General features: G+C 67.8%; 21 protein-coding genes and 1 riboswitch. Of the genes, 6 read left to right on the forward strand and 15 right to left on the reverse strand.

Going from position 1 to position 23172, the window contains the following annotated elements:
- On the forward strand, positions 1–251 hold a 251-nt coding region (locus tag QYM41_RS15705), incomplete at its 5' end, for a DUF4913 domain-containing protein (protein WP_368800724.1).
- A gap of 65 nt (positions 252–316) precedes the next feature.
- On the opposite strand, the gene QYM41_RS15710 is transcribed toward QYM41_RS15705, so the two are convergent.
- The 3 genes from QYM41_RS15710 to QYM41_RS15720 are packed head-to-tail and all read right to left on the reverse strand — an operon-like array spanning position 317 to position 2990.
- A complete protein-coding gene (locus QYM41_RS15710) occupies positions 317–1087 on the reverse strand; it encodes a hypothetical protein (RefSeq protein ID WP_368800725.1) in 771 nt (256 codons plus the stop codon).
- 2 nt (positions 1088–1089) lie between these two features.
- Entirely contained in the window at positions 1090–2604 is a 1515-nt protein-coding gene (locus QYM41_RS15715; RefSeq protein ID WP_368800726.1) for a relaxase/mobilization nuclease domain-containing protein, read from the reverse strand.
- The gene (locus QYM41_RS15720) at positions 2601–2990 is read right to left on the reverse strand and encodes a MobC family plasmid mobilization relaxosome protein (protein ID WP_368800727.1); all 390 of its coding nucleotides are present in this window, start codon (positions 2988–2990) and stop codon (positions 2601–2603) included. Before QYM41_RS15720 ends, QYM41_RS15715 begins: the two co-directional genes overlap by 4 nt.
- A 212-nt stretch (positions 2991–3202) precedes the next feature.
- Here QYM41_RS15720 and QYM41_RS15725 point away from each other — a divergent pair, with 212 nt between their 5' ends.
- Entirely contained in the window at positions 3203–3535 is a 333-nt protein-coding gene (locus tag QYM41_RS15725; RefSeq protein ID WP_368800728.1) for a hypothetical protein, read from the forward strand.
- A 277-nt stretch (positions 3536–3812) separates the two neighbouring features.
- Here QYM41_RS15725 and QYM41_RS15730 read toward each other — a convergent pair whose 3' ends face one another.
- Positions 3813–8801 (reverse strand): helicase-like domain-containing protein, encoded by a 4989-nt coding sequence (locus QYM41_RS15730; RefSeq protein WP_368800729.1) that lies wholly within the window; start codon positions 8799–8801, stop codon positions 3813–3815.
- Positions 8802–8914: 113 nt separating this feature from the next.
- Entirely contained in the window at positions 8915–9307 is a 393-nt protein-coding gene (locus tag QYM41_RS15735; protein ID WP_242630365.1) for a TnpV protein, read from the reverse strand.
- Between the two features lie 329 nt (positions 9308–9636).
- On the opposite strand from QYM41_RS15735, the gene QYM41_RS15740 reads away from it, so the two are divergent.
- Entirely contained in the window at positions 9637–11016 is a 1380-nt protein-coding gene (locus QYM41_RS15740) for an SIR2 family protein (RefSeq protein WP_368800730.1), read from the forward strand.
- Positions 11017–11642: 626 nt separating this feature from the next.
- Positions 11643–12716: an acyltransferase family protein gene (locus QYM41_RS15745; protein ID WP_180814634.1), complete on the forward strand. Its 1074-nt coding sequence runs from the start codon at positions 11643–11645 to the stop codon at positions 12714–12716.
- A 225-nt stretch (positions 12717–12941) separates the two neighbouring features.
- On the opposite strand, the gene QYM41_RS15750 is transcribed toward QYM41_RS15745, so the two are convergent.
- The 8 genes from QYM41_RS15750 to QYM41_RS15785 form a co-directional block, all read right to left on the reverse strand.
- Complete coding sequence (locus QYM41_RS15750; RefSeq protein ID WP_101851597.1) at positions 12942–13586, reverse strand: cation diffusion facilitator family transporter; 645 nt, start codon at positions 13584–13586, stop codon at positions 12942–12944.
- Positions 13583–13933: an ArsR/SmtB family transcription factor gene (locus QYM41_RS15755; RefSeq protein ID WP_101851596.1), complete on the reverse strand. Its 351-nt coding sequence runs from the start codon at positions 13931–13933 to the stop codon at positions 13583–13585. The genes QYM41_RS15750 and QYM41_RS15755 overlap by 4 nt, the downstream gene beginning before the upstream one ends.
- A gap of 786 nt (positions 13934–14719) precedes the next feature.
- Positions 14720–15367, reverse strand: a complete 648-nt coding sequence (locus QYM41_RS15760) for a vitamin K epoxide reductase family protein (protein ID WP_019311269.1) — start codon at positions 15365–15367, stop codon at positions 14720–14722.
- Positions 15360–17291: a bifunctional copper resistance protein CopD/cytochrome c oxidase assembly protein gene (locus QYM41_RS15765; protein ID WP_180814633.1), complete on the reverse strand. Its 1932-nt coding sequence runs from the start codon at positions 17289–17291 to the stop codon at positions 15360–15362. Before QYM41_RS15765 ends, QYM41_RS15760 begins: the two co-directional genes overlap by 8 nt.
- Before the next feature lie 91 nt (positions 17292–17382).
- The gene (locus tag QYM41_RS15770; RefSeq protein ID WP_019311267.1) at positions 17383–18069 is read right to left on the reverse strand and encodes a DsbA family protein; all 687 of its coding nucleotides are present in this window, start codon (positions 18067–18069) and stop codon (positions 17383–17385) included.
- A 48-nt stretch (positions 18070–18117) separates the two neighbouring features.
- Positions 18118–19032: a cation diffusion facilitator family transporter gene (locus QYM41_RS15775; RefSeq protein ID WP_019311266.1), complete on the reverse strand. Its 915-nt coding sequence runs from the start codon at positions 19030–19032 to the stop codon at positions 18118–18120.
- Positions 19029–19397 (reverse strand): ArsR/SmtB family transcription factor, encoded by a 369-nt coding sequence (locus QYM41_RS15780; protein ID WP_284563862.1) that lies wholly within the window; start codon positions 19395–19397, stop codon positions 19029–19031. The genes QYM41_RS15775 and QYM41_RS15780 overlap by 4 nt, the downstream gene beginning before the upstream one ends.
- Positions 19398–19852: 455 nt before the next feature.
- Positions 19853–20503 (reverse strand): C40 family peptidase, encoded by a 651-nt coding sequence (locus tag QYM41_RS15785; RefSeq protein WP_284563861.1) that lies wholly within the window; start codon positions 20501–20503, stop codon positions 19853–19855.
- A gap of 5 nt (positions 20504–20508) precedes the next feature.
- A riboswitch (cyclic di-AMP (ydaO/yuaA leader) is annotated at positions 20509–20662 on the reverse strand.
- A gap of 387 nt (positions 20663–21049) precedes the next feature.
- On the opposite strand from QYM41_RS15785, the gene QYM41_RS15790 reads away from it, so the two are divergent.
- Positions 21050–21202, forward strand: coding sequence for a hypothetical protein (locus tag QYM41_RS15790; protein WP_156125410.1), 153 nt, complete (start codon positions 21050–21052; stop codon positions 21200–21202).
- A 55-nt stretch (positions 21203–21257) separates the two neighbouring features.
- Here the strand turns inward: QYM41_RS15790 and QYM41_RS15795 are convergent, their stop codons facing one another.
- Together QYM41_RS15795 and QYM41_RS15800 are read right to left on the reverse strand one after the other, a co-directional pair.
- Positions 21258–21956: a cation efflux transmembrane domain-containing protein gene (locus tag QYM41_RS15795; RefSeq protein WP_368800731.1), complete on the reverse strand. Its 699-nt coding sequence runs from the start codon at positions 21954–21956 to the stop codon at positions 21258–21260.
- Positions 21953–22285, reverse strand: coding sequence for an ArsR/SmtB family transcription factor (locus QYM41_RS15800; protein ID WP_368800732.1), 333 nt, complete (start codon positions 22283–22285; stop codon positions 21953–21955). The genes QYM41_RS15795 and QYM41_RS15800 overlap by 4 nt, the downstream gene beginning before the upstream one ends.
- Positions 22286–22399: 114 nt before the next feature.
- Between QYM41_RS15800 and QYM41_RS15805 the strand changes: the two genes are divergently transcribed.
- On the forward strand, positions 22400–23041 hold the full coding sequence (locus tag QYM41_RS15805; RefSeq protein WP_368800751.1) for a methyltransferase family protein: 642 nt from the start codon (positions 22400–22402) through the stop codon (positions 23039–23041).
- Positions 23042–23172 lie beyond the last annotated feature (131 nt).

Raw genomic sequence — 23172 nt, forward strand, 5'->3', positions numbered from 1 at the left:
TCACCTGGTGTGCCCATGGGTGGCGGCATGATGAAGCGGTGAGCCGTCTGACGGGGCGGTGGAGGGCGTGGGAAAACCTGCGCCTAGATCCCACTACCGGGCTGGCGGTGTGGTGGCAGAACTACGCCGACCCGACCATGCGGGTCCTCTTTGAGGAGAAGGGTCCTTTCCACGGCTGCACTCCCAGGGAGCACCGCCCCAAGGGAGTTCCACTGACTTTGGAGCCACCTCCAGAGGGCCTGTTCGACTGAACCTCAGAGCGAGAGGGGCGCAACCCGTGACGGGTTGCGCCCCTCTCGCTGTTGCCCTCATGGCATCAGCCGAGTTCCAAGCCTCTTTCTCGTCCTGCTGGGCGCCCAGTGTTCTTACGGGCCTTGGGGCCACGCTTGGTGGAGCGCACGGCCTCGATGGGAGGCGTGCCCTGGTCCCGGTCGGCAGCCAGGCGTGCCCGTACCCCATCGCGGCCCTCCTCGGTGCCACCAAAGGCCGCCATGAGCTTCTTGGCCAAGTTCGCCCGCCGGTCTCCGGAGTCCCAGAGTTCCTCGGCTTCGGCAGCCGAGTGACGGGTGTCGGCGTCGTTTTGCAGATCCCCCCGGCTGGCCTCTGCGGCGTTGAGGGCGGCCTCAGCGTGGTCACGTTGGGCGTCCACGGCTTCGCGAGCCGCAGTTCCCTGCTCGACGGTCTCAGTGCGCTGTTGCTGCGGGACGCGCTCTTCCAGGTAGTCCTCCACGGCCAGCCCGTAGCGGTCCTTTACCTCCGACTCGATCCGTCCTCGCGCGGCCAGTGCGACCTCGTCGTGCTGCTCCCACTGCCGGGCCAGCCCGTAGTGGGCAGCGATGTCCTCCGGTTTGGCGGACTCCCAGAAACGGTCCTGGTCCACCGGGGCGAGCTCAGTGCGCATCACTGCTCGTTCGGCTTCGAACCGGTCTTCCAACTCCCGTCGCCGCTGCTGCTGCTCCATCAGGCGTTGGCGCACTTGCTCGGCGCGCTGACGGGCCATCATCTCGCCCCAGCGCCCGGCGACGGCCATCGCTGCCTGAAGGTCACGGCCGATCAGATCGTTCACGCCATCGGGTTGTGTGCTCATCTCTACAGCTCCATTCCGTAGTCCGTGCGGGGGGTGTGATCTACGTAAGGGTGCTCAACCGTGGGCCCCTGGGTCTCGCGCAGCGCACCACGGGCACGGGCGGGTCCGGCGTGGGAGGCACTGCGCTTAGGAGAAGAAGGCTCGACTTCCGGTAGCGGCTCCGCCACCACCGAGAGGTGCTGCCGGAAGGTGTCCACGATCAACTGGGTCTCGCGCAGTTCTTTGTTGGCCTGATGCATGTCCTGGAACGCTCGGGTCATCCGCAGCATCTGGTTCATGATCAATGCCTGGGCCATCGGGGAGGGCGCTTTCGTGACCGCCAGCAGGAACGCCGTGGTGCCACTGGTACGCAGTGGGGCTTTCAACGGGGTGGTGATCTTCAGCCCCGACCGGTGCGCCGAGCGTGCCAGCGTCCTCGCGGTGCGCCCCAAGGGTCCTTGCCCGTCCTCGGTCGCGTGCGACCACGCCGCGAACACCCCGGAAGCTTCACGAGCCGCGTGCGCCCACGCCTGGTGATCGTCCGGCGCGAGCTTGACCAGGCGCCGGCGAACCTCTTTTAGTTCATCCGCCAACCGCCGGGCGGTCACCTCGTCCAGTACCGCACCAGGGGCGTCGGGGTGAACGATGCGGCGGTGCCGCTTGGCCGCCATCCACTCCTCCGACGCCTCTTGGGCGGACTCGGGGGTGTCGGGCCAGCGGGTCCGCAGGGACGGGAGCGTGAGGTCCTGGGCGAGCTTGCCGCCACCGAACCACAACGGCCGCATCCCCTTCGGCGGACGCTCCGCCACGGAGTACCCGGTCACCACCGAATCAGTGCCAGCAGCGAACCTCGGGTGCACAAGCATGTTTGCCCGACGCATCTGCCGCACGAACTGCGCCTCGGTATCGGCGGCCACCGCGCACGCGCGCACGGTGCGCTCCAGCGCGAACCGGGCCGGCTCCCGGGTGCTGTCCCGCCGCACCTCGCCTTGCTGCAACCAGCGTTCGGAGTGGTTGCCGAGCTGGATGAGATTGAAGTCCTTCTCGATCCCACGCGCAGCCTTCTGCGCCCGGGAGTAGTCGTTACCCCAGTTCCACTTGGTGCCGTCCTCCCGGATGGTGGAGGCCACGATGTGGATGTGGTCGTTGCCCTTCGTTGAGCGCCCGTGGTGCACCGCAACCCACTGACACGGAGCCTTGGCCCCAGCGTCGGTGAAGTCCATCTCGTCCATGAACCGCTGAGCAATGTCCGACCATTCCTGATCAGTGACCTCCCGGTCCTGGTACGGGATCGACAACGAGCAGTGCCAAATGTGCTTGGCGTCAGCGTCCACCCCAAAAGACCGCCGGTTCAGGTCGATCTCGCGGGCAATGGACACCGCGGCTTCCTCGTTGAGCTGCACATCGTCGTACCACGCCATGATGAGCGGGGAGCCGCCCACCAGGTGCGGGTCAGCGTGCTCGTTGGCCCGGCCCGGACCCACGAGGTACTTCATCAAACCGACCGGCTTGTCACCCTTGGTGATGTTCGGAATCACGGGATCAACTCTTCGATCTTGGCCAGCACTTCCTCACCGAACCGCCGGGCCTCACGTATCGTCTCCGCCGCCTCCGGCAACACCTCGCCGGTGCTGTTGGCGTGCCGGGCGATCTGGTTCACGTTGTTCGAGATGGTGGCCATCAGCCGGCGCATCGCCAGCAATTCCGCCAACTGATTCCGCCGCAGCTGCACTGCCACCGGATCCGCCGAACCGAACACGGCCTCGACCATCAGCGCCGAGGGCGAGAACCCGGTCTGCTGCTCCAGCACCATCAATTGAGCACGCTCCGACTCGGACATGGACACCCGGACGTACTGAGTCTTGCCCTCAATCCGCTTGCGACGGGACTTCCACACCCGACGCGGATTCTCCTGCTCCACCACAGCACCTCCTCTCTTCCCGGCCCAGCGCAGCGCCCCCACTTGTGGGCCCCACACGATCAGTGTGCCACCGCAAAGGCCGCGAGGCCAGCAGCGGCGCCCTTTTATGGCCCATAAAAGATAGCTTTGCTCCGCTGGGGCACCAAGGGTGCGAAGCGCCGGCTGAGCACATGGTGGTTCTGGAACAGGTCGTGTGCGTCCGCTAACCTTGGGGCATGGCGAAGCTCACCGACCCTCAGCAAGCAGAAGCAGCCGCCCAGCGGCTGCTCAACGACCGGATGGACTACATCCGCCGTGCAATCACCGCCCGCGGCGCCCTCGACGAAGCCCGCGAAGCCCTCAAGGAGGCCGAGAAGAACGACGCCCAGGCGTTCCAGGCCGCCCTGAACAACGGCGGCTGGACCGCCGAGGAGCTACGCAAGATCGGGCTGGCTGCACCCGAAAAGGTACAGCGCGTGCAGCGGCGTAAGGCGGCCAGAAATGGTGCCAGCCCTTCGTCGGACAGTGCTCAGGAGCAGCTGGCGGAGTCGGCTGACACTGCCTCCTGACGGAGTGAACCGTGACTGAGGCACTGGCCCCGTGCCCACATGGGCACGGCAAAAGCTCCCACCGCTTCGCGGCTTTTCCCGCACCCATGATGGACACGGGGGCCCCATCCGACCACCCGACCACAGCCGGCAGGTCACCTCACGCGCGACCGTGGCACTTCCGCTTCCGCCGACTGTGGACGGCTTCCCGCGCACGTGGTCACCACGCAACGACGGTGCCCGCTCCCCCAATGGGAGCGGGCACCGTCCGTCTGAACAGACCAAGCAGAGCGGGTATTTACAGCTCCAAGCCGCCCTGTTGGGGACGTTGCTCGTCGTGCCGCCGCGCCACCTCGTGCAGACGCCCGTAGCCGTTGCCGCCACTGCTGGCACTGCTGGCACTGCTGCGACCCGCGGTGGGAGCGTCGGGGAAGTTGATCCGCATCCTCTTCTTCAACGCCTCCAGCTCCGGGTCCAGGGTCGGCTGTGGCGTCTCCTCTCCGCGCATCGCGCGCCCGATCCGTTCGACCTCCCAGCGCGCGGTCTCCAGGGCGTCCTGGTGCTTGAAGGGCACCTCCAGTGCCTCCCGGGCGTCGACGGCTTCCTGCCGTGCGGAGGCCAGTCTCGCTTCGCGCTTGGTGACTTCCTCAGGCAGTGCCCGTACCTGGTTCTCGAGTCGCTGGATCATGCCCACGCTCGGATTCAACGACGTCGCACGGGTGACTTCCACGGTGACACCGGGGGCGTCGTCGATGCGCAGCTCCACCGGCGAGGCGCCCAGATCGGCCAGATTCCCCGGACGCTGCACCACCCGGATGTCGTGGCCACCAATGCGGCCGGCGACCCCCAGGTCGGCCTCCCCGGCCCTCGGCGGGCGTGCGGTGGCGTGGACACCGGCCCACCGTTGCCACGCTTCCGCCGCGTCGGCGCGCTTGTCGTAGGCGGACCCGTCGATCGTCATCCGGAACTTCTCACCGCCCAACTCATCGGTGGTCCGCTGCGCGGCCGCTCTCAGCACGGGGATCTCCTGCTCGAGTGCGTCGGCGCGCACCTGGGCGGCGTCCTTGCGGAACACCAGCGAGGACTGGTTGCGGTGCCAGGCCCGATTCAACCGCTCCAACCGAGCCAGCTCCTGATCGGCTTTCGACTTCTCCAGGATCAACGGGTTGCCGCTGGAGATCGCTTTCACCTCGGCGAAGGACAGGGTGTTGTCCCCGACGTCCTCGATCTCACGAACGTCCAGGCGGCCGCGCATGATCTGGTCGATGAACTTCGACTTCCGCTCCAGGGTCTGCCACATGAAGGTGTCGAAGGACCCCTTCGTCACCACCTGCGAGATGGCGACCTCCGGGTTCTGGTTGCCCTGACGGATGATCCGCCCGTGGCGCTGGGCCACATCGGCCGGGCGCCACGGGGCGTCCAGGTCCACCAGGTGCACCGCCCTGGCCTGAATGTTGGTGCCCACCCCCATTTTCTGGGTGGAGCCGATCAGCACCGCCACCTCCCCGGTGCGCGCGGCCGAGAACAGCCGGCCCTTCTCCGCATCATTGCGCGCCTCGTGCATGAACCGGATCTTCTCCACCGGCACCCCACGCTCAGCCAACTGGGCACGCAGTTCGTCGTAGACGTTCCAGGACTCCGAGGGGGTGCCCAGATCGCAGAACACGATCTGCAACGCACCCTTCGTAGGGTGCTCCTCCCCGGTCGAGGGATCCAGGAACACGTCCTCCCGGTGGTCCTCGTACACGCGGGCCATCAGGTCCGCGGCAGCACTGATCTTGGTCTCCGCCACGACCGACCCCAGCTGAGGGTCGACCAGGCGCAGGTCCAGGGCGGCTTTGCGCCCATCGGAGCTGATCTTGAGCATGTTGTCCTCGGTCGGGGGCACCAACCGCGCCTGGATCGCCTCGGCCCGCCTCCCGATCTCCGCGATGTACGCCTCGAGCTCCGCTGAGGCCTCCACCGGGACCATGCGCGGCAGCCGCTTCCCGTCCTCCCGCACCTCGAGCTCCGGGGTGGGGAGGTTGAGGTCCTCGGCGGTCTTCACATCGGCGAAAGTGTGGAACATCTTCAACAGCTCCGGGACGTTCTGGAACTTCGCGAAGCGCTCCTTCAGCTTGAAGCTGTCCCCGCCGGCCACCGACAGTTCCATCTCGGAGACCACCTGACCGAAGGTCGCCGCCCACGAGTCGAAGTCGTGGATCCCGGCCCGCTCCAACAACTCCGGGCCCAGGTAGCGCTGCATCACGTACATCTCCGTGACCGAGTTCGCGATCGGTGTCGCCGTCGCCCCGGTCATCACCCGGTCCCCGTGCTTGGACCGTAGGTACTCGACCTTGGAGTGCAGGTCGCTGGCTCGCTTGGACCCGTCGATCGCCGCGTCCTGGATATTCGAGGCGGTGTCGAGGTTCTTGTACTCGTGCAGCTCATCGACCAGCAGGTAGTCGATGCCGGTCTGCTCGAAGGTGATCCCCGGATCCGTCGCCCGGTCGGACTTCTCCTTCAGCTTCTCCTCCCTCGCCTGCAGGCGGGCCTCCATGCGCTTGATCGACATGGTGTCCGCCCCGCTGGCCGCGGCCCGTTCGTTGGCCGCTTGCAGCTCGGAACGCTGACGCTCGACCTCCGCCAGCTGGTAGGCCATCCGGGAGTCCGTGGAGAGCTCGATGCGCTCGAACGCGGTGCGGGTCATGATGATCCCGTCCCAATCACTGGCCGCCGCCCTCGCCACGAACACCCGCCGCCTGTCCCCGGCCAAATCCTCCGAGGACGCCGCCAGGATCTGCGCCTGGGGGTAGAGCTGCAGCCACTCCCGCGAGAACTGATCGAGCATGTGGTTGGGCACCACGATCACCGGTTTGCGCGCCATGCCCAATCGGCGCAGCTCCATCGCCCCGATCACCATCTCGGCGGTCTTGCCCGCCCCTACCTCGTGGAAGAGCCCCACCGAGGGCTCCGAGAGCATCCGTGCCACCGCCGCCCGCTGATGCGGGCGCGGGGTGAAGTTCTTCACCAGCCCGGGGAAGCTCAGCCGCTCCCCCTCGACCGTGTAATCGCGCAGCACGATGGAGTTGAACCGCCGGTTGTACTCATCCACCAACCCGGCAGCCCGCCCCGGGTCCTCCCACACCCACTCCCCGAAGCGCTCCTGCATCAGGGACGCCTTTTCCTGGGCGGCGGTGGTCTCGGTGGCGTTGACCACCCGGCGGTTGCCCTCCGGATCCGAGGGGTCCGGGTCGGTGACCTGCACCCGGCGCTGCTCCAGCAGCTTCTTGAAGATGTCCCCGGCCGCCATCCGCTCCGTACCCCAGTCATTGCGGGCCGCGAAGACATGCCGGGACGCCCGTACATCCCAGTTCGCCCCGCTGATCCGGTCCACCCGCGCCGCCGGGTCCCTGATGATGTGGCGCAAGAACTGCTCATGGATCTGAGGGGACACCCACACCGCCCCGATCCTCGCCTCGATCTCATCGGCCCCCAACGGGGCCGGCAACACGGCTTCCAGGGCGGTCACGTTGGTCTGGAACCGCTCGTCGGCGGCCGCTGCGGCTCGGGCCGTGTCCAGCTTCTCGTGCACGTTCCCGGACAGGTACTCCGCGCGGGTCTCGTAGACCCCGTCCTCGCCGGGCACCTCGTAGACCAGCTCACCCAAGGTCTCGCGCGCGGACTCTTCGTCGGTACCCAGCAGGGCCGCGATGTGGGTCAGGTCCACGGTCCCCACAGTGTCGAGGGTGACGGCCAGGGCCTCATCCGGGGTGTCCACCCCGAGCACGGGTCGGCGTGGCTGTACCTGCCGCTCCGAGAGCAGACCGGCCGGGGCGGCGGTGCCGGTGCCCTCGTCGAAGTGCTCCAACGCTTTCACCAACGACCCAAAGGGATCCCCGCGCAGCAGCCGCACCGCCGGCGGGGTGACCCGGGCCAGGATGTCCGCCCCCGCCTCGTCGTATTTGCCGGTGCGGCGTTCGGTGAACCGGTTGATCGCCCCGTAGCGGTCGTAGTAGCTCAGGTAGGTGCCGCGCAGCTGCTCGCGCATGGCGTCGAGTTCCGGAGTGTCCTCGACGTTGGCGGCCTCCAAGGTGAGCACGGCCCGTCCTTGGTCACGCAGCCCGAGCAGGGCACGGAGTTCGGCCTGCTGGGTGGCCGGCACCGGCAACGTCACGTGCACCCCCTCGAGGGTGACCTGAGTGAACGTCCCGTCCCCTCGCGCCGTGATGTGTCCGACCTGTTCCTGGTCGGTGGCCGGCACCAGGGCCGTCACCTCGAGCTCCTGCTCACTCGTTCGCTCGACCATTCCGTATCCAGCCGCCAGGGCCTCAGCGGTGATGTCCGATAGCTGCTCGTGCAGCCGGGCCCCGGTCGCCGCCAGGTCCCCCGCGCGCACGGTGAGGGTGGCCGAGCCGTACATGCCATTGCCGATCACCGGCTCACCGAGCACCCGGGCGGGGTGGGCGAGGAAGTAGGCGTTCATCCGCCCCTGCTGACCATCCAGCTCCACCGGGGCGGTCTCCACCCACGACTGGTCCAGCGGCTCCTCCCCGGGCAGGCGGCGCCGGAAGATCAGCACATCGGTCAGCGCGTCCGTGCCGGCCGCCCGGCGGTGGGCACCGGTGGGCAGACGCACCGCACCGAGCAGGTCGGTGGTCTCGGCCATCTCCCGGCGGGCCGCGGGGTTCTGCGCGTCCAAGGTGAAGGCCGAGGAGATCACCCCGACCACCCCGCCGGGCCGGGTCAGGGCCAGCGACTTGAGGATGAAGTGGTTGTGCATCGAGTGCCCGGCCGCGTTGTGCCGGGGATCGTGCAGGGAATTCTTCGAGAAGGGGACGTTGCCCACCGCGGCGTCGAAGGTGCCGCCGGGCATCCGCGTGTCGGCGAAGGACTCGATGCGGATCGTGGCGTCGGGGTAGATGGCCTGGGAGATGGCCGCGGTGACCGGGTCCAGTTCCACTCCGGTCATCTGGGCGCCTTCGGGTGCCAGGCCGATGAAGGTGCCGGCACCGGAGCCAGGCTCCAGCACCCGACCACCCTGGAACCCGAGACTCTGGAGTGCACCCCAGACCTCGGCTGCGATCGCCGGGTCGGTGTAGTGGGCGTTGATCACCGTGCGCCGGGCGGCGGCGTACTCGGCCTCATTCAGCAGCTCGTGCAGCTCGGCCCGCTCGGCCTCGTACTCGGGACGGGACTCGTCGAAGACCTCCGCGACCCCGCTGGCGCCCCAAGACCCCCAGCGGGCCAGCGTGGTGCGCTCGGCCTCGGTGGCCACCCGTCCCCCGGCCTGCAGGGTCCGCAGCACCCGCAGCGCGGCGAGGTTGGCCCGGAACCTCGCCTGCGCCCCGGACGGGGCCAGGTCGTCCTGGGCACGGGGGACGAAGCGTCCCGGCCCCGCAGGCTCAGCAGCGTCCGGAGTTACGCCTGTTCCGCGTCCAGCCGGTTCACCTCTTCCCAGTACTCCCGGTCCTCCCGGTTCGACTCCTGGATCGCCTGAAGCATCCGCGCCACCCCGGACTCCTCCTCGTCCTCCTCCTCCGGTTCCTCCTGCACCGACGGATCCGGGGTCAGCATCTCCGCGCGCACGATCTCCTCGGCCTGCATCTTCGCCGCGTTCAACCGCCCCCACTTCTCCAGGAAGCTCTCCCCCACCGGGTCCGGACCGGCCAGCGCCGTCGTCAAGTCCTCCACCCTGATCGAGGCCTCCTCCCCCAGCTGCTCGAACCACTGATCCGGGTCCGGGATCAGGGCGTACTCCGCCGGCGCGGTCGTCCTCCACGCTTCCTGCGCGAACTTGCCGTACGTGTTCATCACGAACCTCCTCGGGTTCCGGGAAGAGAAAGGCATCAATGCTCAACTGCCCCTCGACTTGTGTCCTCTTACGGGCTCGGGCCATGGGGATCTCCTGATTGCGATCGGGAATCTCCTTCACACGCTACCCAGCCACTCCACGACCATCTTCGATAACACGCACCAGCCAACACCCATTATGTTGATATGTCAACAATTTGACTGAAGTCCCAGTCCCTTGCCCATGCCAGCGCGCCACCCCTACTGCCACTCTCGGCGCCTGCAACGGATCAAGACCGTGTCGGTGACAGGATGGGTCAGTGAGCGCGGCACAACTCGACCATGAAGCAATGTCCCAGCTGCAAGAGGCAGCCCGGACTGAGGACCTGGGCTTACTTCTCGGGGCAGGCGCTTCAGCGGCAGCTGGCCTACCTGACTGGAACACGTTGGCTCTCGATCTGCTCACCCACAGCGGCGCGATCGATGATCGAGATACCGCCCAGGCTCTCTTGGCTGGCCAGGATCCGGCGCTGTTGGCTGAAGCAGCTCGTGCAGCTACTGATGACTGGCCTGAACTGGTCCGATCTGCCCTGTATGGGATTGAAGGAGAGCCGGAACCTGCGGTGCTTCACCTGGCAGCCGCCGCTCTGGCTATGCAACCGGAGCGCACTGTCCGCTTGCTCACCATGAACTTCGACCAACTTCTCGAAAAGGCTCTTGGACAAGCCCTCGAGGAGGTTGGCCAGGAGCGCACCGTCGTCTCGCGTGCCGCAGGGGCGCGGCGGGCCAAAAAAGATGACTTGGAGGTTCATCACCTGCACGGGCTCGTCGGGCCCTTGCAGGGGGAGTCCCAGAACGTTGTCCTCACACTCTCCGACTTCACAGAGCTGGCGACCCGGCCTCACCCGTGGCAGGTCTCCGCTCTGCGCGAGGTGCTGGAACGTGGGCCCTTATTGATGGCCGGCACTTCATATCGAGATCAGGACCTGCGGCAGTGGTTGCACGAGATCACCCAGGACCCCGAGCTACCCGGCAAGCCGACAGTCTTCATCGCACGCCAGGGGCTCGATCTGGATGCTCAGCAATTCGCCCGTGTCCAGGGCGCCCTGGTGGAGCAGTGGTCGGCCATCGGTGTAGACGCTGTTCTCACGCATGACCACAGTGACGCCGCCCAGGCGCTGCGCGAGTTGCCGTACCTGACGGATCCTGGCTACCGCGCGCCGGCGGTCCGGGCGAAAGAGCTGCTGGATTCTCAGTACGAGAACTTCGCGACGCTGCAATCCGCCCATGCGGAGCAACTGGAAGCAGACCTGGAGCAGCTACGGCCACATTTGGGAAACGAAGCCAATCTGACCTTGTGGTTGGCCAACGGCCAAGGTGAGCTCGTGCGCTGGGCTGTCCATGATCGAGTGCAACGCCGTCCCGGAGAGCTACGGCACATTCCCGGGGGATACGACAGTCCCTGGATCGTCGGACAAGCCCTCGGTCGTGATGATGTGATGGCCCGCGAGCTCACGCAGCGATCAACCACAGGCCGGTGGCGCTCCATCGTGGCCGCTCCCGTGACGGTGGAACGTCCGGGCGGACCGGTCTTCACCGCCGCGGCGTTGAGCAGCGCTACCCCCGACCCCCTGGAAAGCCACGACCTGGACGCTTGGCGAAGTACCCTTGTAGAAATCGTCGCTCACTGGGGTGACCGGCTCAGCACGATCGCCGAGAACACACCATGACCGCCCCTCTCTGGGCTAGCCTGGATACAGGAGGCAACACATGATGAAATCCACCCCCAGCACCTCAGTTCGCCAGGTGAGCTCTGGGGTGTATCGCGTCAGCGGCAAGAGCGCGCGGAGCGTGATGACGGGTCGATTCGTCACCAAGACCTCGGCCTCCTCCAGCACGTCCGCCAAGACCGCCTTGAAACAAGGCAAGAGCGGGAAGAGCGCTTCAAACTAACGTTGCGCATCGGCCTGAAGCCGCAGCTCGCGTCTGCCCCAACTGCTGATGGTTCCTGCATGTCGAACCATCACTGCAGCGCGGCGCGCCAAACTTGGCCAATGCCGATCTCATGACTGGCATCGTCTTGAGGGCTTTGCTTGGATTCGCCGCTAAACGGCCATATGTAAATCAAACGGCCTCATGCTGGCCGTGCGCAGGAGTGATTCCGTCCCCACTTGTGCGGCACAGCACACACCATGTATTTGCATAACTAAACTCGTGCTCGGATGGGTGGTGGCCCGGCGTCACATCTGCTCCTGCACCCGGCGGACCGACCCACATCCTGCAGCAGACCACACCGGCCGCGCTGCCCGCACACTTCCGGAAGGCAGCTGCCGTGGCCACGACTCTCCAGGAACGCTTGAGCGACCGCCACAACCGCCTCAATGCCATTCGCCTGGTCCTGGCGTCTGTGGTCATCCTGGGCCACGCCTGGCCGCTGACCGGCGCGGACGGCCCGAGCCTCGTTTTCCTGTCCGACGTGGCCGTCAACGGCTTCTTCGTGCTCAGCGGCTACCTCATCGCCGAGAGCAGGGTGCGGACCACGCTGGTGCCGTACCTGTGGCGACGGTTCCTGCGCATCTACCCGGCCTTCCTGGTGAGCCTGCTCGTGGTGGCCGTCGTCTTCGCGCCGCTCGCGGCCGCCATCGAGGGCAGGCCGCTCGACCTCGCTTCCGCGGCCGGCTTCGTGCTGAGCAACGCCGACCTGAGAATGTCGCAGTGGGGCATCGACGGGACGCTGACCGCGGTTCCGGCTCCGGACTCCTGGAACGGCTCGCTCTGGACGCTGTTCTACGAGGCCCTCGCCTACGTGCTGATCGGCCTGGTCCTCAGCGTCGCCGTCGCGGCGCGGCACGCCCGGTGGGTGCTCCCGGGGATGTTCCTCGCCGTGCTCGTGCTCCGGCCCTTGGTCGAGGGCCCGCTGGAGGTCACGACCGGCATCTATCTCAGTGGCGCCCGGCTGGTGGGCTACTTCCTGGCGGGTGCGGCGGTCTGGGCCTGGGCGGGAAGGTGGCGTCCCACCTGGGTGCACGTCGTGGGGGCGGGCGTCGTCTACGCCGTGCTGACGGACCAGGGCTGGGCGGACCTGTACGGGCAGCTGCCGCTCGCCGTGCTGCTCCTCGGCCTCGGCGCCAGCCCGTCCCGGAACTGGACCACCCGCACCGACCTCTCCTACGGCGTCTACATCTACGCGTACCCGGTGCAGCAGCTCCTCGTGCTGCTCGGCACGGCGTCGTGGGGCGTCGCCGTCAACTCCCTGCTCGTCGTCCTGCTGACGCTGCCCCTGGCGCTGCTGTCGTGGACGCTCGTCGAGAAGCCCGCCCTGCGGGCCAAGGCGTGGCTCGATCCCCGCGACCGGCCCGACCGGAGGGTCCCCTCCGACGGCGCAGAGGGCCCGCACGCCGCGGCCGTGACGGGGCGCCGTCCGGACTGACCCGGCCGGGCCGCCGGCGTCCTGGCGGTGCACCTGCCCCCAGACCCGGGGAACCCCCACTGCAACATCGCCTCACGGAAAACCGGTAGCTGACCATATGTAAAGCGGTGGACGTTATGTCCCGAATGGGCACCCTCGTCGAGGACGATTGAGGAGCACTGCTTGTCACAGGGCCACTCGGCGTTGCGCGGTGATCATGACCACCGTCGTGGCGTGGGATGCCGATCAGCCGTCGTTCTCTACGAGCTCGCCTTCCCAGGCTTCCTTGCCCTCATGGATCGCGAAGGCGGCGATGACGAACCCGGCCACCGGATCCACCCATGCCGCTCCGGTGAGGGCGAAGATGAGCAGCCCGACCAGAGTGGAGACCGACAACAGCACGCAGATCCTGGTCTCGGCCGCGTCGGCGAGGATGAGATTGTCCCCCAGGGTCGTGCCGACCTTCTTCTTGGCCGCGGCCAGGATCGGCATGATGGTCAGTGAGAGCACCAGGACGATGATGCTCGCCGGGGAGGATTCCGGGGTCTCCCCCGCGAGCAGGGACCGGATCCCTTCGTAAGTGACGTAGGCGGCGAGGACGAAGAAGGTCACCGCCACCAGGCGCAGGGCGATCTTCTCCTTACGCTCATCGGTCACACCGTGGCGCAGCCGCGCGGACAGGCGCAAGGCGACCAGCACCGCGGCGATGGACTCGATGCCCGAGTCGATACCGAAGCCGACCACGGAGACCAGCCCGGCCAGCAGGCCGGCGGTGACGGCAACGACGCCTTCGACGACGTTGTAGCCGACGGTGAACTGGGCCAAGCGCAGCCCGCGACGGGTGAGGGCTTCGGTCTCCATAGGAGACAAGGTGGTGGTGGGGTTGCTCATCGATCACCTTCCGTGGACGTGCCGTAGGTGGGGCAGAGCGCGACCTTCGACCCGGTGGCCGCCAGCAGTGTCTCAGCGGTGGCCAGCAGGTCCATCAGTTCCGGGCGGGCCAGTGTGTAAAAGGTCTGCCGGCCCTCGGTGCGCCCGACCACCAGCCCGCACTCGCGCAGGCAGGACACATGGGCCGAGACGGTGGACTGGGCCAGACCGGTCTGCTCGACGAGGTCCCGCACGCGGGCCTCACCGGCGGCCAGGCGGGCCACGATGGTCAGGCGGGTGGGATCGGACAGGGAGTGGAACAGGGCCACGGCCGGGTCCAGGTCGGCCACACAACTGATGTCCGTCATGAGTCGATGTTATCGCTTAATGGCGATTGATCGTTGAGTGACGATGTGCTTGTGCTTGCCAAGGGCACTGGTCATCGATCAGGCCCACTCGGAGGCCAAGCGCACCAATCGGGCGGGAATGATGCCGTGGGTGAGCTTCTTGGCCGCGGCCAGCACCGACAGGATGATCAGCGCGAGCACCAGGATGATGGTGCTCATTGGGGAAGCCTCGGGGGCCTCACCTTCGGATTGCCCATTGAGGATCTGAGAGGCCGTCCTGTGCCCGTCGGATTCTCCGGTCCGGGCTACGTCGCTTTTCGACAATATCGACGGGTGCCCCAGCCTAAGGGGAGCAAAGACTGGGGCACCCTAACGCCCGTGCACGGGGTGATGAGAACGGGGTGTTCTCACTTGCAAATTATGCCCTCACTGGCTCGGACGAACAGCCCGTAGAGCAGCCAGGGAGCAAGCTATGGGGAATCTTCACGCCGTCTTGAGGAAAGCTATACAAACGACTTCGAAGTCAATACGGGCATCCTCCGATGAGCAGGGGCAGCACTGGCGTGGGTGTCCCACTAATGGTGGTCGCTTCCATCCCTCAAACGGAGCGCGTCGTGTCACCGGATGCGCGGCACCGTCGGGAACAGCCAGAGGGCCCCTGCCATGGCAGGGGCCCTCTGGCTGTTGTTCGAGGACATCCAACAGCAGGTGCTGCGGCAAGATCCAGGGGGCAGTTGTCGGGTCGCTGGACATCGTGGCCATGGCATCTTTGAAGGGGCGCTATGGCCGGAATCGTTCAGGGGTGGGTCAGAGGCCGGTGAAGGTAGAAAAGAAGCGGAAGAACACCGAGGCAGCCACGGCCACGTAGGCGATGGCCACCAGGGTCCAGGCCCACTCGGTGGCGAAGCGCACCAACCGGGGCGGGGCGGGGATGACGCCGTGGGCGAGGTTGCGCACGGTGAGCAGGAGGAACAGCGGGATCATCGCCGCCCACACGATCATGCAGTACAGGCACAGGATGTAGATCGCGAACAGGGCCTGGGACCACAGCCAGATCACGAACACCGCCCCGAGAGTGACCCCGACCTGCAGGCCCGCCCAGTACCAGCGCCCGAGGCGGGCCCCGGCCAGGATCGTCATGGCGGTGGTGATCACCACCGCGAAGGCGACGATGCCGATCAGCGGGTTGGGGAAGCCGAAGAGCTCCGACTGCCAGGTGCCCATGACTTGCCCGCAGGACACCCAGGGGTTGATGTCACAACTGGTGACGTGGCCCGGGTCCTTGTAGAGCTGAAGGCGCTCGAGCACCAGAATCGCCGAGGCGACCCACCCGATCACCCCGGTCACCAACAGGACCAGGGCGAAGGGGCGGCGACGGGCGAATCCGGGCAGGTGCTCCTCGGCGACCGGGCCGGCGCCTGGGTGGCGGTGGGCGCTGGTGGTGGTTTCAGCCATGGTGGATGTCCTTGGGGGTTCCTCGATCAACGGTGGCGTCGGTGGTGCCGTGCTGGTGTCTTCGAGCCAGGACGGCCAGGGCCGCGGCCAACAGGGGCAGGACCCCGGCCAAGAGGATGGAATGGGCCGCGGATTGTTGATCCGCCAGCGGAGAAGGCCCCCAGTCTCGGCCGAGTCCGGAGAACCACTCTGGTTGGATCACCGTCGGTGACAGGGCCGTGAACACCACCCAGATCCCCAGCACGGTGGCCACCGCGAGCAGCACCAAGGCCTGCGTGCGCACCGCTCTGCGGTCCGGTGGGGCGGCCAGCGCGGCGGTAGCGAAAATCAGGCCCAGGGCCACGGCGGTGGTGTTCATCAGCTCGTGGCCGACGTGGGTGTGCAGGGCCACGGCGAAGGCGGGGGTGTAGTAGAAGACGCCCAGCCCGGCCAGCATCAGGATCCCGGCCGGGGCCGGGTGAGCCAGCAGGGCCCCGGCCCGGGAGGTGCGCCATGCAGCGGCGAGCTCGCACCACCCGGTGCTGCCGTCAGTGCGGACCGGAACCAGGGCCGCGGCCAGGCGGCCGGGCGCTCCGGCGATCAGCAGCAGCGGCACCGGGAAGCTCAGCAGCAGGTGGGCGGCGGTGTGGACGCTGAACAGGATCGGGGCGTAGAGGGCCATCGCTCCGCAGGTGACGTAGACCAGCAGCACCAGACCGGCCAGGAATGCGGCCGTGCGTGCCACCGGCCATGGTGCGCCGGTGCGGCGCAGGTGTCGGGCCCCGCCCAGGTAGAGGCAAGCCGCGAGGATCGCCACGGCGATCCACAGCCAGTCGACGCGCCACTGGGTGAACCAACCGGAGAAGCTCAGGGGCGGGGGCAGGAGGTAGCCGGTGAGGATCTCCGCGGGGGTGATGTCAGGTTGTCTCTCCAGAGGCACCGGGGTGGGGGTGCGTGCCAGGGCCACGCCCAGGGCCATCACGGCGCAGAGGATGAAGACCTCCACGGTGATCAGCCGCCACACCCGGCCTAGCGTCGGGGTGCCGGCGGTGATCGCCCGGCGGTTCAGGTATCCCAGCACGCCCAGGACCACGGTGGCGATCGTCTTGGTGATCACCAGCGCCCCGTAGCCGGAGTCCAGCCCGTCCCAACCACCGATCCGGTAGACGGTGTTGATGACCCCCGAGATGGCGACCAGGACGAAGGCCACCCCGGCCAGGGCCGAGAAGCGTTCCAGCACGGTCCGGGCTGACCCGTGGCCGGTGGCGGGGGCGGTCAGCAGCGGGGCGAGCAGGGCGAGCACGATGATCCCGCCGGTCCAGATCCCGGCACCGAGCAGGTGCAGGGCCAGAGCATTGACGGCCCCGTTGTGATCATCGACCCCGGCCACGTGTCCCAGTTGGGACAGCGGGATGACGGCGGCCAGGGCCACCAGGGCGGTGGCGGCCACCGCCGCCGGGGAACGAACGAGCACGGCCAGGGTGGTGGTCAGTGCCGCGGCCACCGCGGTGACGGCCCATGCTTGGCCGGGGATCAGGCGGGTCACGTAGTAACCCAGTTGCCCGGTGAACTCGGCCGAGCCGGACACGGGAGCCCCGATGGTGTCGGCGTAGCTGAGCACGATGATCGCCACCGCCGCCAGGGTCCACACCGCGGCCGCGGCCGCAGCCACCGTCATGGCCCGGGCGAAGGCCGGGTGCTCGGCCCTGGTCTGTCCCGCTCCGGGGACCGGAGTGGACCGGGGCACCACGGTGGTGGCGAAGACCAGCCCGGCCCAGGTGATGCCCATGGCCAGGTGATGCACGGTCGTGGCCAGCGGCAACCCCCAGCGCACCAGGACCCCGGGATCGAGCACTTCCCGGGGCGCGGTGGCCCCGGAGGATCCCAGGGCCACCCACAGCACGGCCAAGGTCCCCACCCCGATACCGATGTAGACGGCAGCCATGGCGCGCCGGCGCCGTCCAGTCGGCGTCGGGCCGGGAGGCGGGGGGAGGACCACCGGCGGGGTGGGCGTGTGGGGTGGGGTGACCATTGGGTCAGTCGGTGGCTGCGGTTTCGACGGCGTCCCGGAAGCCTTCCAGGGACTCGGGGTTGAGCACTTCCCCATCGAGGAAGAACGTGGGAGTCCCACCCACCCCCAGAGCCTCACCGTCAGCGACATCGAGCTCGATGCGCTCCTGGGTGGCCGGATCAGCCACCGCGGCGTCGAAGGCGGCCATGTCCAGGCCGAGGTCTTCGGCAAAGCCGCGGAAGACCGCGCTCTGGTCCTCGGCCGACTCCCCCCACTGTTCCTGGGTCTCGAACATACGCTGGTACATCGCCTCGTACTGTCCCTGCTGGGCGGCGGCTTCGACCGCGAGGGCGGCGTTCATGGAGTTGCGGTGGCCCGGCAGCGGGAAGTAGCGGTGGACGAAGGTGACGGTGTCGGCGTACTCGGCCCGCAGCTCCTCGATGACGGGGTAGGCGGCCCGGCACCCTTCGCACTCATAGTCCAGGAACTCCACCAGCACGGCCTGTTCGTCCGGTGCCTGGGAGAGCACCCGGCTGTTCTCCCGCACGACCTGCCCCTGGCCCTGGGGCACCGTTTCGGGGGTGGAGTTGGCACGGGCGATGAGGATCGGGATGGCCACGGCGGCCACGACGGCGACCAGGAGGACCCACACGATGATCTTGGCCTTGGAGGGCTTCTGCTTTGGGGTGGGCGGGCTGGCGGTAGTACTCACAGGGGTGTCCGTTCTGTCTCCGGCAGCAGGGCGTACCGGTGGAGGGGGCTAGGGGTGGAGGGTCTCATCGTGGCGGTGGGAGGCCGGTTCGATCTGGAAGGTGGAGTGCTCGATGGCTACGTCGAAGTCACGGGCCACGCAGGCCTGCAGATCCGCCAGGACGACCCCGGCGTGCTCAGCGTTCAGGCAGCCGTCGTGGACGGTGACGTGGGCCGAGAGCACCGGGGTGTCGGAGTCGATGCGCGAGGCGTGCAGATCGTGCACACCGACCACGTGCGGCAGGGCTTCCAAGCGGGTGCGGACCTGCTCGAGGTCCAGGCCCTTCGGGGTGGTTTCCATCAGGACCTCGATGGTGTCGCGCAGCAGGATCAGAGCCCGCGGCACGATCAGGGCGGCGATCAACAAGGACACGACCGCATCCGCCCGGGTCCACCCGGTGGTGGCGATGACGATCGCGGAGACGATCACCGCTACCGAGCCCAGGGCGTCGTTGGCCACCTCCAGGAACGCGGCCTTCATGTTCAGGTTCTCCCCCCGGCCCGAGGCGAGGATGACCAGCCCGATGATGTTGCCGACCAGCCCGACCACCCCGAACCACAGCATGGCCGTGGACTCGACCTCGGGGGGCTCCAACAGCCGGCGCACCCCTTCGACGGCGATGAACCCGCCCACAGCCAGCAGCACCGAGGCCTGGGCGGCCGCGGCGACGATCTCGGCGCGCTGGTACCCCCAGGTGCGTTTGTCCGTGGCCGGTTTCAGCGCCAGGGTCGCGGCGGTGAGGGCGATGAGCAGCCCGGCCGAGTCGGTGAACATGTGCCCGGCATCGGCCAGCAGCGCCAGGCTGCCCGAGACCACCGCACCGATGATCTCGGCGACCATAATCGTGGCGGTGATGGCGAACACCACTGCCAGTTTCCCCCTCCGCCCGGCGCCGGCGTGGGAATGATCGTGCTCGCCGCTCATACCGGAATCTCCTGGGTGGTGGCGTCATCGGCGAGGGCCTCGGCGGCGCACTCGGGTGTCCCGCACCGGCACACCGGTTCGACGGTGAGGATAGTGCCCAGCAGGTCCTCCAACGCGTGGGCCAGCTTGGGGTCCGAGAGTTCATAGCGCACGTTGCGCCCCACCGGCACGCCCACGACCAACCCGCAGTCGCGCAGACAGGCCAGGTGGTTGGACAGGATCTGCCGGCTCACCCCGATCCGGGCCGCCAGTTCCGAGGGCACCGCTGGGCCCTGCTGCAGCTGCAGCAGCACCGCGGCCCGGGTGGGATCGGCCAGTGCTTTGCCGAAACGGGACATCACCGCGACCGGGGACAAGATCCTCATCCAATAACCGTACAGCAGAATCTGTATCAAAGGAGATGAGGGGCTTCCCTTGATGATCGGGCAATGTCCAGCTCGTATTCATACGGTGAGGGCGGACGGGGGTGCCGTCCGCCACTGCGGCATCCCCGTCCCCCGAGCCATCGCTGCACCCTAAGGGCTCTCGCTCCAATGCCGAGGCGGAGCAGGATAAGCACTGCCCGCGTCCAGCGGAAGACAGGGCAAGGCCATGAGCACTCTCCGATCCTCTCCGCAGGACTGCTCCCCGTGTGCCGATTCGCTGGCGTGTGCACATCGACAGGATCGTGGCAATCGTTCGAGTCTGCGGCTACAGCTGCGGAGTGCACCCATGCGGTCCATCCGAGTGCACCCATGCGGTCCATCGACGATGATCCTGGCGGGGCACTCCGCACCTGACGGATGAGCCCACCGGCCGGCCTTCACCACATCGGCGAGACTCACCGGTAGGTGTAGTACCCGTCGACGGGCATGGCGTTGACGGAGTGGACGAAGGTGCCCTGGGTCGGGTTCAGCGCCGAGACCATCTTGCCGCCACCGATGTAGATGCCGATGTGGTTGCCGCCGTTCTGGGACACCAGGTCACCAGGCTGCGGGTTGGACGTCGGGGTGGCGGCGGCGATCTGCTGGAAGCTGGTGCGGGGGATGTCGATGCCGTTCTGGGCGTAGACCCAGCCGGTGAATCCGGAGCAGTCCCAGGCCCCGAAGGAGGTCCCGCCCCAGACGTAGCCGGTGCCCACGCCCTGCATGGCCGTGCCCACGATGCCGCCGGCGGCCGGGGCGATCTCGGTGATGGCGGTGGACTGCGGGCTCACGCTCGAGGTGGCGGCGCTCTGCTGCGGGGCCGGGGTCGGAGCGGCGGGCTGCGCGGCGACCGGGGCCGGGGTGGTGTAGGAGGCCAGGTTGGCCGTCGCCGATGCCGGAGCCGCATAGGAGGACCCGGAGGCGGCGGGGATCTCGGCGTAGGCCTGGGCCGGAGCGATGGAGCCCACCAGTGCGGCGCCGGCGGCGGCGACGACGGTGGTGGTACGCACGGCGCGCGAGGAGGTCTGGGCGCGGTGACGGGCAGTGTGCTGCTTGAAAAGCGACATGGGTGGATTCCTCCCTTTGCCTACGAGGTGAGCTGTCGGATGCGGGTGGGAGACACCCGGTCGCAGAACGCACGCGCTCTGAGACTTAACCCCAAGGCCCCGGTACACCGGGACCGGTAATGGTTCCCCCGCTTCTGCCAAGCGATTTCTCTTCAGGAACCCCGGGCACCGGCAGAACTCGGCGATGTGCCACGAGGGCGCCGACAGGATCAGTGGTCGGCACGCACTGAAGAGTACAAGGAGATTACGAAACAATCACAATCCGATTCGGGAATGTATAGAGATCGTAAAGAAGTGGTCAAGGCTTGATGAAGACCTGAATTGTTGTCGGCTTTTTCCTGTTAATTTCCCGAGAAAGGCGGGGCGCTCTGCGCTTTGAGTGAGGTGGCTTGTTGGTGCGTGGGCGCTGCGCGGGGAGTCGTCGCCCACACAGCGGTGGGGACAGGAGCCACTTCAAAAGGCGCGGCGGGTGGATCGAGAGCGAAGCCCGCGGCCATCCTGGGATATTTCGCGCTGCATCAAGCCCCGGAAATTTGGGCTCTGTCCATGCTCGCACTGACTGGCGGAACGTTAGCCAGCGTTGTGGTCGAGGAGATGCCCGACCAAGCCCACGAAGGCGACACCAGCGTGCCGGGACCGATCCTGCTCACCGGCGGAGTTGCGCTGTTCGCCGCGATCTCCGTCTACCTCGGTTCCTGAGAAGCCGTGCGCCCCGGCGTCCTCGTCTCGGGGCGCCGACGCGTGCCGACCGTGCTCAGTGGGCGCAGTTGGGACCGCATCCACCGCAGTGTGCACCGTCCTCGGCGGTGAGGACCGCAACGGGAGTGCAGCAGGCGTCTCCGCGCCAGGCCTCCAGCCCCTCCTTGACCGCCACGGCGGCGATCACCAGCGCAGCCAGCGGGTCGGCCCAGGACCAGCCCAGGGTGCTGTTGAGCACCAGGCCTACCAGCAGCACGGCGGAGAGGTAGGTGCACAGCAGGGTCTGCTTGGAATCGGCCACCGCAGAAGCGGAGCCCAGTTCCCGGCCGGTGCGGCGTTCGAACCAGGACAGGAACGGCATGATGAGCAGGCTCACCGCGGCCAGTCCGATGCCGACCGGGGAGTGTTCCGGCTCGGCGGCCCCGAGCAGGGCGCGGATCGCATCGACGGTGACGAAGGCGGCCAGGCCGAAGAAGGAGAACGCGATCACCCGCATCGCCACCTTTTCCCGTTGGTGCGGGTCCGGGGCGGCGAACTGCCACGCCACCGCCGCCGCGGAGAGGACCTCCACGATCGAGTCCAGGCCGAAGCCGATCAGCGCCGAGGAGGAGGCGATGGTGCCGGCGGTCAGGGCGATGACCGCCTCGAGCACGTTGTAGGTGATGGTGCCGGCCACGATCCAGCGCACCCTGCGGTGCAGCACCGCCCGGCGTGCATCGGTGATGGGCTTGGGGTCCAGGGTCAGGGAGGTCATGTGCAGGTGCATCCTTCCGGGGAGCAGCAGGTCGGGTCCACGGTGACCACCAGCTCCAGCAGGTCCCCCAGGGCGGCCCCGAGGCGGGGATCGGCCAGGGAGTACCAGGTGCTGCGCCCCTCGGCGGTGGAGGTCACCAGCCCGCACCCGCGCAGGCAGGCCAGCTGGTTGGACATCACCTGTTTGGACACGCCGAGGGTCTGCGCCAGTTCCGAGGGCCGGGCCGGGGCGTCTCGGAGGGCCAGCAGGATCCGGGTCCGGGTCCCGTCGGAGAGGGCATGGCCCAGCCGGGACAGGGCCGAAGTGTGGGTGTGGGTCACCGTGGTCATCCCCCTACGGTACAGGTTTCTGTGTACTGTTGAGGAGTGGCCTAATGGCACCCCTCGGGCGCACCAGCGGGTCACCCGGGACGTACTGCGTTCGTCCGATCGAGGAGGACCGTGATGATGACGGAAGTGGCCCCGGCTCTGGCGCTGGGCCTGTACCTGGCCGGTTTGGTGGCGGCCTTCGGTGTGCGGTCATGGATCCACCGGCGCCGCACCGGGTCTACCGGCTTCCGCGGGGTGAGCGGAGCACCCGGCTCGCCCGAGTGGTGGGGCGGGATCCTGTTCGCGGCCGCCCTGGTCCTCGGTGCGGCCGGGCCCGCCCTGGCCCTCACCGGCACCGTGGCCGCACCCCGGCTCCCGCAGGTTTTCCCCTGGGCCGGCCTGATCGTCACCGTGGTGGGTTTCCTCGGCGTACTGGCCGCCCAGGCCGGCATGGGCGCCTCCTGGCGGGTGGGTGTCGACGCCACCGAGCGGACCGAGCTGGTCACCACCGGGGCCTTCGCCGTGGTCCGCAACCCGATTTTCACCGCGATGCTCACCACCCTGGGCGGCCTGACCCTCCTGGTGCCCACCGTGGTCACTGCAGCGGCGTGGCTGTGCCTGCTGGTGGCCGTGGAGCTGCAGGTCCGTCTCGTCGAAGAGCCCTACCTGCTGCGCACCCACCGACAGGCCTACGCCTCCTACGCCGCTCATGTCGGCCGGTTTATGCCCGGTCTCGGCCGACTCCGCCGCATATCCCTGGGCGAGCAGATCTCCTGAACCCAGGACACCCCCACTGGCTGACAGTTCCCCCACCCCAGGAGGCCAGCACCGTCCGGAGTTCCATGCCCCTGTGATCGGCTGTCGAGGCGCCCAGCCCCTCCTGCGCGCACGTCTGGGGGCATGACCAA

It is taken from the genome of Kocuria oxytropis, assembly GCF_040981195.1.
Taxonomy (GTDB): Bacteria; Actinomycetota; Actinomycetes; order Actinomycetales; family Micrococcaceae; genus Kocuria; species Kocuria oxytropis.